This window comes from Prauserella shujinwangii, assembly GCF_003001955.1.
GTDB classification, from domain to species: domain Bacteria; phylum Actinomycetota; class Actinomycetes; order Mycobacteriales; family Pseudonocardiaceae; genus Qaidamihabitans; species Qaidamihabitans shujinwangii.
In genome coordinates, this window is the sequence record NZ_PVNH01000009.1 from 107,400 (window position 1) to 120,568 (window position 13,169).

Genomic DNA, 13,169 nt, shown 5'->3' on the forward strand with positions numbered 1-13,169 from the left:
GCCGGTTCGCCGCCGACTGCAACACGGGCCACCGGAACGCTCATTCCAGCCTTGACCTGCGGCGGAGATCACCTTCACGCTGTTGTGCCGATGACCTCCCCGAATGCGCCATACAAATGACCCAAAGTTGATTAAGCGCCTGCTCATGTAACCTGAACGGGCCACGCTCGCGATACGTAAGAGTGAGCGAGAAGTGGCGCCGGTCACCGTTGGCAGACTTGGGCCGGACGGAGTAGTGAAGTTGACTCATGTTTGCCCTGGCCCATAACCTCCCTGCTGCCAAGCAGGAGCCACTCGGCTGTTCCGGCGGAAGCAACAACTCGGGTGCGGGGACCCATACCGATCACAACGAGTCGCTGGAAGGGCCAGATTCGCGGTGAAGAAGACCATACGGGCGCGCGGCCGACGCTCGATCCGCTCGCGTGTGCTCGCGATCGCGTTCGTGCCCAGCATCGTCCTCCTCCTCGCCGGGGTCGCACTGGCCGGATACCTGGTCTACGACGCCGTCAAGGCACGGGACTTCTCCACGAAGGTGCACGAGGCGGCCGAACCGGGTGCGCGGTTCTTCGCCGCCGTCCGTGAGGAACGCAGGCTCACCCTGCAGGACCTCGCCAGCGGGGGCGCCAACCGCCTCGAACTGGTCGAGCAGCGCACGAAGACCGACCAGGCGGCCGCGGCCATCAGCGCCTCGCTGCAGGGCATGGTCGACGAGGCGCCCGCCAACGTGCAGCGGAGCATCCAGGCCACCGGGCAGCAGCTCGCCCGGCTGCCGCAGTTCCGGCAGCAGGTCGACGCGGGCCAGCCATCGCTGCAGGAGGCCTACGCCTTCTACAACAAGATCATCGACCAGTTCGCCGAAGGCCTCAACGGTGTCGCGCAGGAGGCGCCCGACGCCGAGACCGCCTACCTGCGGGTGACCGCGATGCCGCTGTTCACCAGCGCCGACGCGATGTCCCGCGGGGACGCCCTCGCGGCCGCCGGTGTGGTGGGCGGCGGGCTCACCGAGCAGGAGTTCCGCACCTACGTCGGCCAGATCGGCGCCTACCACGCCGGGCTGGAGCAGGCCGAGCCGGTGATGATCCCCTCGGTCCGCGAGCAGTACGAGCAGCTGCTCAACAGCGACGCGTGGAAGACGCTGACCACCGTCGAGAACGCGTTCCTGCGCGGCAACCAGACCGACCTTCCCGTGCCCGAGGCCGACTGGCGCCGGGCGGCGAGCGAGGTCGGCCAGCGGCTGATGGGGCTCTACATCCAGCAGAGCTCCAACGCCACCGACATCGCGCTGGAGGACGGCGAGAACACGCTGGTCACCTCGATCATCGCCGGTGCGGCCGTGCTGCTGCTCTCCCTCGGCGTCTTCCTGGTCGCCTGGCGGCTGTCCAACCGGCTGGTGCGCAGGCTGACCCGGTTGCGCGAGGAGACGCTGAACATCGCCGACGAGCAGATGCCGGAACTCGTCGACCGGGTGCGGGCAGGCGAGGACGTGGACCTCGACAGCGAGGTGTCGTTCCTCGACCACGGCGAGGACGAGATCGGCCAGGTCGCCGACGCCTTCAACAAGGCGCAGCAGACCGCCATCGGCGCCGCCGTCGAAGAGGCGAAGACCAGGGAGGGCACCAAGAATGTCTTCCTCAACATCGCCCACCGCAGCCAGGTGATCGTGCACCGCCAGCTCCAGGCGCTCGACCAGGCCGAGCGCAAGCAGGAGGACCCCGACCAGCTGGACATGCTGTTCAAGCTGGACCACCTGTCCACCCGCGCGCGGCGCAACGCCGAGAACCTGATCATCCTCGGCGGCGAGCAGCCCGGCAGGCAGTGGCGCAACCCGGTGGCGCTGGGTGAGCTCGTGCGCGGCGCGACCGCCGAGACCGAGGAGTACAAGCGGGTCAGCGTCGGCAAGCTGCCCTCCATCGCCGTGGTCGGCCCCGCCGTCGGCGACCTCGTCCACCTGCTCGCCGAGCTGATCGACAACGCGACCTCGTTCTCCCCGCCGCAGTCGCGGGTCGAGGTGCGCGGTGACATCGTCGGCCGGGGCATCGTGATCGAGGTCGAGGACCAGGGCCTCGGCATCGAGCCGGAGCACTGTGACGAGCTGAACCGGATGCTCCAGGACCCACCGGACTTCAGCTTCATGGCGCTGTCCGAGGAACCGAGGCTCGGGCTGTTCGTGGTGGCCAGGCTGGCCGCCAAGCACGGCATCACGGTGACCCTCCGTGACTCCGCCTACGGCGGCACCAGGGCCATCGTGCTCGTCCGCTCCGACCTGCTCAGCCCGCTGCCGGAGGAGGACGACGAGCCCGACGTCACCGAGGCCGTGCCCGCTCAGGTGGGTGCGCGGCACCGCGCGGAGCCGGGGCCCGAGCCGGAACCCCCCGCCCCGGTCGACGCCGAGCGGACCAGGCAGGCGATGGCCCCCGTGCAGCAGCACGCGCAGCAGCCCGGCCCCGGCGGGCGGCCCCCGCTGCCCACGCGCAACGGCCGGTCGGGCGAGCGCAGGCAGCAGGTCGACATGTTCCGGCCCGCGCCGCAGGAGGACTGGCCGACGCAGGAGCCGCAGGCGTCGCCGCCGGTGGCCGAGCACCGGCCACCGCCGCCGTCCCGCGACGTCCGGCCACCGAGACAGGGCGGGCCGCCCGCCCAGCAGGGGAACGGGCAGCAGGGAAATGGCGCGCTGTCGTCGGGACGGCCGCCGCTGCCCCGGCGCCGCCGTCAGGAGAACCTCGCGGCCCCGCTGCGCGACGACGCACCCGTCACCGAGCAGACGGACATCATGATGGCGGACGACCCGGACCAGGCCCGCCAGCGGCTGGCGGCCTTCCAGCGCGGCACGCACCGGGCCCGTGAGCAGGAACCCGGCCCCCACGACCATTCTGGAGAATGAGAGACATGGCCAACGCGGGAGTCAACGAACTCGACTGGTTGCTCGACGACCTGCTCAAGCAGGTCGCGGGTGCCGACCGCGCCGTCGTACTGTCCGCCGACGGGCTGCTCATCGGCCGGTCGAGCAACCTGTCCGAGGCCGACGGGGAGCACCTCTCCGCCGTCGCGTCGGCGTTCCAGAGCCTCGCGCGGGGCACCGGACGGCACTTCAACGGCGGTCAGGTGCGGCAGACCGTCGTCGAGATGGAGCGGGCCTTCCTGTTCGTGACGGCGGCCGGCAGCGGCGCGTGCCTCGCGCTGCTCACGGCGGACAACGCGGACATGGGTATGGTCGCCTATGCGATGAACATGTTGGTCAAGCGCGTCGGTGCGGTGCTCTCCGCCGCACCCCGCACGGCGGAGAACGCCCCCAACCTGCGCGAGGTGAGGCAGTGAGCGCGGCCGCTATCCGTTCCATCGGGCGCACGGAGCGTCTTTCGCCATGAGCGGGCAGGGCGAGGCGTGGTTCGATGACGCGGCCGGTCCGCTGGTCCGGCCGTATGCCGTCACGGGTGGCCGCACCCGGACGGACAACTTCGGCCTCGACCTGATCACGCTCGTGGTGGCACTGCCCTCCGTCGCCGAGGCCGCGGGCATGGCGCCGGAGTATGCGAAGATCGTGCGCCTCTGCCAGCGACCGATGTCGGTCGCGGAGGTGGCCGCACGGATCGACCTGCCCCTGCCGGTGGTGAAGGTCCTGCTCAGCGACCTCATCGAGCAGAACTACGTCATCTACCGGTCGGCGGCCCCCGCGACCGACACCCCCAACAAACACGTACTGCAGGCGGTTCTTGATGGCATCCGGAAACTCTGAGCACCGGCGGAGCCTCACCGCGACCGCGGTGAAGCTCCTCATCGCCGGCGGGTTCGGGGTCGGGAAGACGACCATGGTCGGTTCCGTCAGCGAGGTTCCGCCGCTGCGGACCGAGGAAGTGCTGACCTCGGCCTCGGAAGGCGTCGACGACCTGTCCGGGGTGGAGCGGAAGACCACCACCACGGTCGCGCTGGACTTCGGGCGTATCACGATCAACCCGGAGCTGATCCTGTACCTGTTCGGCACGCCCGGCCAGGACCGGTTCTGGTTCATGTGGGACGAGCTCGCGCAGGGCGCGCTCGGTGCCGTCGTGCTCGCCGACACGCGCCGGCTGGAGAGCTGCTTCCCCGCGGTGGACTTCTTCGAACGCCGCGGGCTGCCGTTCGTGGTGGGGGTGAACTGCTTCGACGGTGCCTACCGCTACGGCACCGAGGAGGTGCGGGCGGCGCTCGACGTTGACATGAGCGTGCCGCTGCTGCTCTGCGACGCGCGGGACAAGGAGTCCACGAAGCAGGTGCTGGTGACCCTGATCCAGCACGTCATGGTGAACGCCGAGCTGGCCGCGAGCGGCTGACGAGGAGCGCGAGCGGCAGCAGCGCCAGCGTCCCCGCCACGGCGGTGACCAGCACGAACCCGCCCACGCCGAACAGCTGACCGGCGCCGAGGCTGGCGACCGCCGAGGCGCTCCACACCAGCGCGTCGACGATGCCCTGCAACCGGGTGCGCTCCGCCGCTGGGAGGTCCCTGCTGAGCAGGCCGCTGCCGCCGACGAAGACCAGGTTCCAGCCGTAGCCGAGCAGGAACAGCGCGACGGGCAGGCCGGTGGCGTGTGCCGTCGGGGCGGCGATCGCGGTGGCCGAGGCGACCGCGAGCGTGCCGATGCCCGCGTAGATCGTGGCGCGTCCGCCCCAGCGGTCGGCGATCCGGCCGGACAGCGGCGCCAGGGCGAACATGCCGATCATGTGCGCGCCGAGCACCCAGCCGACGCCGTCGAGGCCGTGGCCGTGCTCGTGGAGCTGCAGCGGGGTCATCGTCATCACCGCGACCATGCACACCTGCGCGGCCACCATGGCGACCAGCGGGGTCAGCACCACCCGGCTGCGCAGGGCCCGGCCGGTGTCCGCGAGGGAGAACGCGGGCCGCACCCCGGCGGGCGTGGTCGCGGCCGTGCGGGGCAGGGCCGCCGCGGCGAGCACGGCGACAGCCGTCACCACCACCGCCAGCCCGACCGGTCCGGACAGCTCCGGCAGGGCGAGCAGCCCCGCGAGGTGGGATGTGGGCGCGAGCAGTGCGGGGCCCGCCAGTGCGCCGACCGTTCCGGCCAGCACGATCAGGGAGAGACCGGTGGCCCTGCGCTGCTCCGGGTAGAGCTCGGCGGCGACGTACCGGGACAGCTGCGCCGCGCCGTTGCCGAGGCCGAGCAGCGCCATCCCGGCCAGCAGCAGTGCGAGCGTGCCCGTCACCGCGCCGCCGAACGCGACCAGCCCGCCACCGGTGGCGAGCGCGTAGAGCGTGACCAGGCCGAACCTGCTGCCCCTGCGGGACACCAGGGTCGCGGCGATCAGCGCTCCGGATGCCGTGCCGAGGACGCCGGCCGCGTTGGGCAGCCCGGAGAACCCCGCGCCCGCCCGCTCGGCCGCGATCAGGCTGCCCGCCGTGCTGGCGCCGACCATGACGGTGTTCATGGCGGCGACGCCCGCGAACAGCGCGGCCATGGAACGGATGCGGACCGAGCGCGCAACCACGGGCGCCGTTGTCGTCACGCCGACCGATGCTAGCCACGTCCACCGACAAAGCGAACGCATTTCGTGACCGGCGACCGCCCCCACCGCCCGCCGAAAGCTCCCCAATGTGGCATTGGTTGCGTTGGACGTCCCCAATGTGGCATTCGGTGCGTCGAGCGCACCGAATGCCACATTGGGGAGATTCGAACGGGCCGGGTCAGCCTTCGGTGAGCAGGGCGTTCATCGTGTCGATCTCCCGTTGCTGGGCGTCGATGACGGCTTGGGCGAGCTGGCGCGCGCCCTCGTGCTCACCGTGGTCCAGCTGCTCGCGGGCCATCTCGATGGCGCCCTCGTGGTGCCGGACCATCATCCGCAGCCACATGCGGTCGAACTCCGGTCCGGAGGCCGCGGACAGGCCGGACAGGTCACCGGACGACATCATGCCGGGCATGCCAGCGTGGTCCGCGTCGTGCTCGCCGTGGCCGCCCTGTCCACCGCCGGTGCTCGCACCCCATTCGGACAGCCACGTCGTGAGCCGCTCGATCTCCGGGCCCTGCGCCCGTTCGATGTCGGCGGCGAGGTCACGGATCCGCGCGTTGCCGGTGCGGGCCCCGACCAGCTCCGCCATCTCGATCGCCTGCTCGTGGTGCGGGATCATCCGCTGGGCGAACTCGACGTCCGCGTCGTTGTGCCCGGCGCCGCCGGTGCATGCCGTCAGTACGGCTCCGGCGGCCACAGTGGACAGCACGAAACCGAGTGTCTTCCTCATCATGGTTTTCCTTGCCTGTGTGCGATGTTCTCGGGTGTGTCGGGCCGGGACCGGCCGGTCTACACCCGGAGCACACAGGCGAGGTGGAGCAGGTCGCGCCCGCCAGGGCGCGGTGGTGCGCGGGCGGCCGAGCGCGGCACCACCGCGCCGCGGGGCCCCGGCGCCCGGCCGGCGGCGAGGCGCCCGGACAACAGGGTCAGCGCCAGTGCGAATCCCGCGGCGACGGCCACGGCGAGGCACAGGTGGAGCAGGTCGTGTCCGCCGCCCGGTGCCGGGTGGCCGTCGGCGGGCCGGTGCTCGTCGCCGTGCGCGGTGCCCTCGGCCATCGTGTGCGCGGCGTGGGTGGCGTGAGCCGTGGGCGGCGGCTCCGCCTCGGCGCCGGTGTGGTGCATGAGGACCACGCCGAGCGCCAGCAGGCACAGCAGCACCCACCGCGTGATCACGGAAGCTCCCCAATGTGGCGTTGGTTGCGTTGGACGCTCCCAATGTGGCATTCGGTGCGTCGAACGTACCGAATGCCACATTGGGGAAGCTTTCCTTCTCGGTCAGCGGGGGAGCGGTTGCCAGTCGCGCACAGGATACGTGTGCGCGTAGTTCAGGGTGCAGACCAGCGCGTCCCGCTGGGCGGTGCGGCCCGCGAGCGGTTCCAGCGGGGTGACGGTGTGCCAGAACCGGCTGTCCTCGAACACCAGCAGGGCGCCCGGTTCGAGAGTGCCCCGGAACACCGGCTCGCCGCCGGCCTCGGTCTCGTAGAGCACGGTCTCCGCGCCCCGGCCGACCTTGTCCAGGACGTAGATGAAGATGACCCGTTCGCCGTCCTGGTGCGGACGGGTCACGACGTTGGTGAACGTGCGGAACAGGTTGACGCCGAACGTGCCCTTCGGGTCCCGCCACGGGGGCGGCACGAGCGCCAGTGCCGACTTGATCCAGTGTTCGAACACGCCGTCGGCGAGTACCTCGACCCGGCCGTACTCGCGCGCTTCGGGCCGCTCACCGCGGTCGGCGATGGTGATCGTGTCGTGCTCGGTCAGGACCGGCTCGCCGCCCCGCCAGGCGAAGCGCACGACGTCGCGGGCCCGTTTCCGGTCGACGGGGAGGTCGTTCTCGTAGGCCTTCAGCACTCCGTCGTGGAAGTATTTCTCGCGAATGTGCTCGCGGCCTTCCAGGGAGAACCCGAATTCCTTTTCGTTGAGGACGACGAAACCGTCGTCGAGGAGTCTCCGCCAGTCGCCGGAGAGAGAGTCGTCTGCCATGGATGGTCCAGTGTCCAATGCGGGGGATGGTCGGAATGGGTCAGGAGAAATGCTGCTGTCGTACCGAGTTGATCAGCGCCCGCGACTCGTCCGGCGTCAGTGCGTGCCTGCGCAGTTCCTCGTGGTGACCTTTGTACTCAGCGACCTCGTCGGCGGTCGTGATACTGCGGAAACCGGCGTGGTTCTCGATGTGCACGAAACCGGATTCCAGGTCGCCCGCGAACTCGAAGTGCGCGTACATGCAGGTGAAGGTGAAAAGCGGCGGCGCGGTGAACGGATAGATTCTCAGCTCGACATGGGGTGCCGTCGATCGCTCGATGAGGTGGTCGAGCTGCTCGCGCATGACGGCGGGGGAACCCACCAGCTGCCGGATCGTGGTCTCGTGGGCCACCGCCACCAGTTCCAGTGGTGGCTTGCCGGGCCGGTCGGTCAGCGCTCGCTGCCGCTTCATGCGCAGCTCGACGAGCGCGTCGATCTCCTCGGCGGACCGCCAGCGTTCCGTGCTCCGGTAGTAGGCCCTGGCGTACTCGGCCGTCTGCAGGAGCACGGGAATGGCCGGGATGGTGTACACGCGGGCGACGGCGGCCTCGGCCTCGTAGTCGACGTGTTCACCGAGCTCGTCGGGGATCTCCCGGCTGTAGGCGGTCCACCACGGCTTCTCCTGGCCCGCCCTGGTCCACGAGCGGAGCTGCTCGGCGAGGCTCGTGCCCTCGAGTCCGTAGAGCCGGATGAGGTCACGGACGTCCCGCAGCTGCGGCCTGCCCTGACCGTTCTCCAGCCGCGACAGCTTGGACGTGGAGATCATCAGCTCGGCCGCGACGTCCTCGAGTGTCTTGCCCGACTGGCTGCGCAGGCGGCGCAGCTCGTCGGCGAGGAGCTTGCGGGGTACCACGCGGCCGGGTGGAGCCATGAGACCTCGGTTCGGGGTGGAGAAGCCTGGATATTCCGTTGTGGGAACCCTCATGAGCAATTCCCAGAGCGGGATCCTAGAACATCGACCGCGACTGGTACAGCCTGGCAGTAGTGCCAACGGGTGAACCTTCGCGTGGCCTCTGGACCCAGCGCGGCAGCGCGCTGCGCTGAACGAGTGAACCGTCATGGGATGGCCAGTATGGGAATTGCACGATGGGCATGCATTACGGGACACTCGTGGTGAAGTTCCCGTGAGATCCCACCACCAGGAACCACCAGGAATCCGAAGGAGACCCACCGAGCACGAACCGTCGGCGATCAACTCGGGGACTCGGCCCAGCCCGTCGAGTGGAGGAGGACCGCCATGTTCGTGTCGTTGCGAGTGGGACTGTTCATCCGCGTACTGGTGGTCACCGCACTCGTCGCCGGTGCCCTCATGCTCGCCCTCGGCGCCCGGACCCGGCCCTCGGCGACCCAGCCGGGCGGCGACGGTTCCGCACCCGAGTCGGTACCGGCCACGGAGGCGCCCGCCGCGCCGCCGCGCGAGATCCGGTACCGGGTCTCCGGCACCGGGGGAGCCGGGCTCAACGTACGGGCCTGCCCCGATGTCGACTGTGTGAAGGTCGGCGAGCTCGACGAGGGCGCCACCTTCGCGGTCACCTGCTGGCGGCAGGGACCGGCCGTGGCGGGCAACGCGATGTGGCTGGCGGGCACGGTCGACGGCCGGGAGGGCTTCGCCTCCGCGCGCTATCTCCGGCCGTTCACCGGGGTGGCCGCACCCGCCTGTGCCGAGGAACCGCTCGCCCTGGCCGGGTGAACTGCCATGAGTGGCTCGTTACTGACGAAAAGTGTCAGTGACGAGCCACTCATGACATTCGGGGTCAGCCCGGTGGGCGGCCCTGGATGGACGCGTCGAGCAGCTGGACCGGGTGCAGCATCGGCACGCCGTCGAGGTAGCGGCCGATCTGCAGCAGGCAGCCCGGGTTGGCGGTCACCAGCAGGTCCGGCCGCGCGGCCCGGATGTTGGCCGCCTTCCGCTCGCCCAGCTCGGCGGCGGGCTCCGGCTGCACCATGTTGTAGATCCCGGCTGAGCCGCAGCAGATCTCCGCCTCCGGCAGGTCGACCAGCTCCAGGCCGGGGATCGTCCGCAGCACCGCTCTCGGCTGGTCCCGCACTCCCTGCGCGTGCCCCAGATGACACGCGTCGTGGTAGGCGACCCGCGCCCGCACCGGGTGCCGCGGCGCCCGGGGCTCCAGCTCGGCGAGCACCTCGCTGACGTCCCGCACCTTCTCGCTGAACGCGCGTGCCCGCTCCGCCCACTCCGGGTCGTCCGCGAGCAGGTCCGCGTACTCCTTCATCGACGAGCCGCACCCGGCGACGTTCACGACGATCCGGTCGGCAGGCAGCCGCTCGAACGTCTCGATCGTCCGCTTCGCGCGCCGTACCGCGTGCGGCTCGCGCCCGGCGTGCAGGCCGAGCGCCCCGCAGCACCCCTGGTCCCTCGGCGTGAGCACCTCACAGCCCTCGGCGGCCAGCACCCGCTGCGTCGCCACGTTGACCTCGTGGAAGAACACGTCCTGCACGCAGCCGGACAGCATCGCGACCCGCAGGCGCACGGTCCCCTCGGGCCGGACCCGCCGGGGCAGCGAGGCGAACGCCTCCCGCAACCGCACCGGCGGCATCAGCGCCTGGGCCGCCCGCAGCCGGGGCGGCAGCACGCGCTCGGCGAGCCGGGCCAGGCCCAGCTTCTGGTAGGCCAGCCCCGCCACGGCGGCCGCCCGCAGCCGCCGCCGGTACGGGAACAAGGCGAAGATGCCGTCGCGGAACAGCCGGTCGGCCCTCGACCGTCGCACGTTGCGCTCGATCTGCGGCCGGGTGGCCTCCAGCAGCCGGTTGTACTGCACGCCGGAGGGACACGACGTCACGCACGCCATGCAGCCGAGGCACGCGTCGATGTGCTGGGTGAAGGCGCCCGCCAGCTCGATCTCGCCGCGCTCGGCCAGGTCCATGAGGTAGATCCGGCCGCGCGGGGAGTCCATCTCCTCGCCCCACAGCTGGTACGTGGGGCAGGTCGGCAGGCAGAACCCGCAGTGCACGCAGTCGTCGAGCAGCTCCCGCGACGGCGGGTGCAGCGCGTCGAAGCTGGAACGGTCCGCATCGGACACCCGGTCACCCTCCACTGTCGGCACCACCGAACCACGTCTCGAACCGGCCCCGGCCGAGCCGTGCCTCCGGGTCCAGCTCCCGTTTCAGCGCCGTGAGCACCCGGACCGCGGACGGCGCCCTGCCCCAGGCACGCAGCGGCCCGGCAGGGCGCTGCCGCAGCACGGAGGTGCCACCCTCGGCCGCGACCGCGTCGTGCACGTCCGCCACCTCCGCCGGGGGCACCCGGACCGTGCCGACGCCGGTGCCGAGCCCGCCCGTGGCGCCTTCCCCGCGGAGGAACCGCGGCAACCGGCTCGGGCGGCAGCCGATCCGGACCACGGCGTCCCGCGGGGCGGGGCGGGCCACCAGGTCCGCGTGCCGGGCCCACGCCGTGGCGGCGTCGTCTTCGGTGAGCACGGCACCGCCGATCAGCTCCGCCAGCTGCCGCGCCCTCGCCCGCGTGCCGTCCGGCGTGCCCTCCAACCGGGCCAGCAGCTCGCCGTCGGACCACTCCAGCGCCACCGGTTCCAGCGCGCTCGCGAGAACGGTGGCCGCGCGTCCGGCGGCCGTGTCGAGGGGGCACTCGAGCCGGACGGTCCGCTCGGCGGCCGGAACGGGATGCAGGCGCAGTACGAGGTCGGTGACCAGCGCGAAGGCGCCGTAGGAGCCGTGCAGCAGCTTGCTCAGGTCGTATCCGGCGACGTTCTTGATGACGTGCCCGCCGGTGCGGGCCACCGTGCCGTCGGCGAGCACGACCGTCGCCCCGATGACGAGGTCGCGCAGCGAGCCGTAGCCCAGCGCGAGCGGCCCGGAGTCGGCGGTGGCGAACAGCCCGCCGAGGGTGGCCCCGCGCCCGGCCCTGGCCGCGTCGAACGCGAGCCGCTGGCCGTGCCCCGCCAGTTCCTCCTGCAGCCGCACCAGCGGCGTGCCCGCCCGCACCTCCACGGTGAGGTCCGCCGGGTTGTACGCCAGCACACCGGTCAGCCGGGTCGTGTCCAGCACGGTCGGGGCGGTTCCGGGCGCTCCGGCCCAGTCGGCCGCGGTGCCCGCGCCGCTGATCCGCACCGGGCCGCTGGTGTCGGCCAGTGCCTCGTGTGCCGAGCGCAGGTCGGTGGGGGAGAGCACGACCGGGGAGGTGGTGGTCATAGGCGCTCGATCACTCCCGCCTCCTCGAGCGGGTGGGGCCGGTAGACGCCGGGCCGCTCGCCGCACAGCCGCGGCGTGGGAAGGAGCTTGCCCGGGTTGCACAGCCGGTCCGGATCGAAAGCCGAGCGCACGCGGTCCATCACCGCGAGGTCGTCCACGCCGAACATGCGCGGCATCGAGCACGCCTTGTCGGTGCCGATGCCGTGCTCGCCGGAGAGCGACCCGCCGAGCTCCACGCACAGCTCCGCGATGTCCTTCGACAGCTCCTCCGCCCGCTCCAGCTCGCCCGCGTCGGCGTCGAACAGCACGAGCGGATGCAGGTTGCCGTCGCCCGCGTGGAAGACGTTGGCCACGCGCAGCCCGGCGGCGTCGCCCATGCGCGCGATGCGGTCGAGCACCTCGGCGAGCCGCGTCCGGGGCACCACGCCGTCCTGCACGATGTAGTCGGGACTGATCCGGCCGACCGCGGCGAAGGCCGCCTTGCGGCCCTTCCAGATCCGGGCGCGTTCGCCCGCGTCGCCCGCGACGTGCAGCCGGGTGCAGCCGTGCCGCTCGCAGATGGCCTTGACCTGCTCGAACTGCTCGCCGCACTCGGCCTCGGGTCCGTCCAGCTCCACGACGAGCGCGGCGGGGGTGTCGAGCGTGTAGCCCGCCCCGACGGCCTTCTCCGCGGCCTGGATGGCGAGGTTGTCCATCATCTCGACGGCGGCGGGCACGATCCCGGCCGCGACGATGTCGCTGACCACCTCGCCCGCGGCGGGCACGGAGGGGAAGTCGGCGAGCAGCGTCCGCACCGTCTCGGGCACCCGCAGCAGGCGGACGGTGATCTCGCACGCGATGCCGAGGGTGCCTTCCGAACCGAGGAAGACGCCGCGCAGGTCGGGCCCGAGTTGCTCACCGCTGTCGCCGCCGAGGGTCACCACTTCGCCGTCGGGCAGGACCACGGTCATGGCGAGCACGTGGTTGGTGGTGAAGCCGTACTTGAGGCAGTGTGCCCCGCCCGAGTTCTCGGCGACGTTGCCGCCGATCGTGCACACCTGCTGGCTGGAGGGGTCGGGCGCGTAGTAGAGCCCGTGCGGGGCCGCGGCCTTGGTGATGTCGAGGTTGGTGACCCCGGGCTGGAGGACCGCGCGCCGGTCGACGGGGTCGACGTCGAGTACCCGGCGCAGCCGCTGCAGCGAGATGACGACGCCGTCGGCGACGGGCATGGCGCCGCCGGAAAGCCCGGTTCCCGCGCCCCGCGCGACGAACGGTACGGAATGCCGGTGACAGACGCGGACGGCGGCCGCGACGCTCTCGGTGTCGCGGGGCAGCACCACGAGCGCGGGCACCTGCCGGAACCCAGTCAGGCCGTCGCACTCGTAACTGCGCAGGCCGACCGGGTCGGAGATGACGTTGTCGGCGCCGACCGCCGCCACGAGCGCATCCCGTGCGGCCTGGTCGAGCATTCCCCCAAAGTACCTGCCGGGCTCGTGAGTGAGAAACGT

13 protein-coding genes are annotated in these 13,169 nt (G+C 71.5%); 5 read left to right on the forward strand and 8 right to left on the reverse strand.

All coding sequences use genetic code 11. The annotated features are described in order from the left end of the window. The first annotated feature begins 376 nt into the window (after positions 1-376). The 4 genes from B0I33_RS21560 to B0I33_RS21575 are packed head-to-tail and all read left to right on the forward strand — an operon-like array spanning position 377 to position 4,307. Positions 377-2,881, forward strand: coding sequence for a sensor histidine kinase (locus B0I33_RS21560; protein ID WP_425440509.1), 2,505 nt, complete (start codon positions 377-379; stop codon positions 2,879-2,881). Between the two features lie 5 nt (positions 2,882-2,886). Beyond that, positions 2,887-3,315, forward strand: coding sequence for a roadblock/LC7 domain-containing protein (locus tag B0I33_RS21565; protein WP_106180660.1), 429 nt, complete (start codon positions 2,887-2,889; stop codon positions 3,313-3,315). Positions 3,316-3,361: 46 nt separating this feature from the next. Then, positions 3,362-3,733, forward strand: a complete 372-nt coding sequence (locus B0I33_RS21570; RefSeq protein ID WP_106180661.1) for a DUF742 domain-containing protein — start codon at positions 3,362-3,364, stop codon at positions 3,731-3,733. Beyond that, a complete protein-coding gene (locus B0I33_RS21575; RefSeq protein ID WP_106180662.1) occupies positions 3,714-4,307 on the forward strand; it encodes a GTP-binding protein in 594 nt (197 codons plus the stop codon). The genes B0I33_RS21570 and B0I33_RS21575 overlap by 20 nt, the downstream gene beginning before the upstream one ends. On the opposite strand, the gene B0I33_RS21580 is transcribed toward B0I33_RS21575, so the two are convergent. The 5 genes from B0I33_RS21580 to B0I33_RS21600 all read right to left on the reverse strand — a co-directional run bounded on the left by B0I33_RS21580 (position 4,273) and on the right by B0I33_RS21600 (position 8,389). Then, positions 4,273-5,496: an MFS transporter gene (locus B0I33_RS21580; protein WP_245900917.1), complete on the reverse strand. Its 1,224-nt coding sequence runs from the start codon at positions 5,494-5,496 to the stop codon at positions 4,273-4,275. The two genes, B0I33_RS21575 and B0I33_RS21580, sit on opposite strands and share 35 nt — an antisense overlap. Before the next feature lie 178 nt (positions 5,497-5,674). Beyond that, positions 5,675-6,226: a DUF305 domain-containing protein gene (locus B0I33_RS21585; RefSeq protein WP_106180663.1), complete on the reverse strand. Its 552-nt coding sequence runs from the start codon at positions 6,224-6,226 to the stop codon at positions 5,675-5,677. 59 nt (positions 6,227-6,285) lie between these two features. Next, complete coding sequence (locus tag B0I33_RS21590; protein ID WP_245900918.1) at positions 6,286-6,669, reverse strand: DUF6153 family protein; 384 nt, start codon at positions 6,667-6,669, stop codon at positions 6,286-6,288. A 102-nt stretch (positions 6,670-6,771) separates the two neighbouring features. After that, complete coding sequence (locus B0I33_RS21595; protein ID WP_106180664.1) at positions 6,772-7,479, reverse strand: 2OG-Fe dioxygenase family protein; 708 nt, start codon at positions 7,477-7,479, stop codon at positions 6,772-6,774. Between the two features lie 40 nt (positions 7,480-7,519). Further along, complete coding sequence (locus tag B0I33_RS21600; protein WP_106180665.1) at positions 7,520-8,389, reverse strand: helix-turn-helix domain-containing protein; 870 nt, start codon at positions 8,387-8,389, stop codon at positions 7,520-7,522. Between the two features lie 366 nt (positions 8,390-8,755). Here B0I33_RS21600 and B0I33_RS21605 point away from each other — a divergent pair, with 366 nt between their 5' ends. Further along, the gene (locus B0I33_RS21605; protein ID WP_106180666.1) at positions 8,756-9,208 is read left to right on the forward strand and encodes an SH3 domain-containing protein; all 453 of its coding nucleotides are present in this window, start codon (positions 8,756-8,758) and stop codon (positions 9,206-9,208) included. A gap of 64 nt (positions 9,209-9,272) precedes the next feature. On the opposite strand, the gene B0I33_RS21610 is transcribed toward B0I33_RS21605, so the two are convergent. Genes B0I33_RS21610 through B0I33_RS21620 form a run of 3 tightly spaced genes read right to left on the reverse strand, consistent with a single transcriptional unit; the run spans position 9,273 to position 13,130 of the window. Next, entirely contained in the window at positions 9,273-10,556 is a 1,284-nt protein-coding gene (locus tag B0I33_RS21610) for a (Fe-S)-binding protein (protein ID WP_106180849.1), read from the reverse strand. 4 nt (positions 10,557-10,560) lie between these two features. Next, a complete protein-coding gene (locus tag B0I33_RS21615) occupies positions 10,561-11,682 on the reverse strand; it encodes an FAD-binding oxidoreductase (protein ID WP_106180667.1) in 1,122 nt (373 codons plus the stop codon). Then, positions 11,679-13,130 (reverse strand): FAD-linked oxidase C-terminal domain-containing protein, encoded by a 1,452-nt coding sequence (locus tag B0I33_RS21620; protein ID WP_106180668.1) that lies wholly within the window; start codon positions 13,128-13,130, stop codon positions 11,679-11,681. The genes B0I33_RS21615 and B0I33_RS21620 overlap by 4 nt, the downstream gene beginning before the upstream one ends. Positions 13,131-13,169 lie beyond the last annotated feature (39 nt).

What these genes read in the sequence shown, in the direction of transcription:
- B0I33_RS21575 (WP_106180662.1), top strand. Translation starts at nt 3,714, where the DNA reads ATGGCATCCGGAAACTCTGAGCACCGGCGGAGCCTCACCGCGACCGCG.
- B0I33_RS21585 (WP_106180663.1), bottom strand. Translation starts at nt 6,226, where the DNA reads ATGAGGAAGACACTCGGTTTCGTGCTGTCCACTGTGGCCGCCGGAGCC.
- B0I33_RS21595 (WP_106180664.1), bottom strand. Translation starts at nt 7,479, where the DNA reads ATGGCAGACGACTCTCTCTCCGGCGACTGGCGGAGACTCCTCGACGAC.
- B0I33_RS21570 (WP_106180661.1), top strand. Translation starts at nt 3,362, where the DNA reads ATGAGCGGGCAGGGCGAGGCGTGGTTCGATGACGCGGCCGGTCCGCTG.
- B0I33_RS21620 (WP_106180668.1), bottom strand. Translation starts at nt 13,130, where the DNA reads ATGCTCGACCAGGCCGCACGGGATGCGCTCGTGGCGGCGGTCGGCGCC.
- B0I33_RS21600 (WP_106180665.1), bottom strand. Translation starts at nt 8,389, where the DNA reads ATGGCTCCACCCGGCCGCGTGGTACCCCGCAAGCTCCTCGCCGACGAG.
- B0I33_RS21565 (WP_106180660.1), top strand. Translation starts at nt 2,887, where the DNA reads ATGGCCAACGCGGGAGTCAACGAACTCGACTGGTTGCTCGACGACCTG.
- B0I33_RS21615 (WP_106180667.1), bottom strand. Translation starts at nt 11,682, where the DNA reads ATGACCACCACCTCCCCGGTCGTGCTCTCCCCCACCGACCTGCGCTCG.
- B0I33_RS21605 (WP_106180666.1), top strand. Translation starts at nt 8,756, where the DNA reads ATGTTCGTGTCGTTGCGAGTGGGACTGTTCATCCGCGTACTGGTGGTC.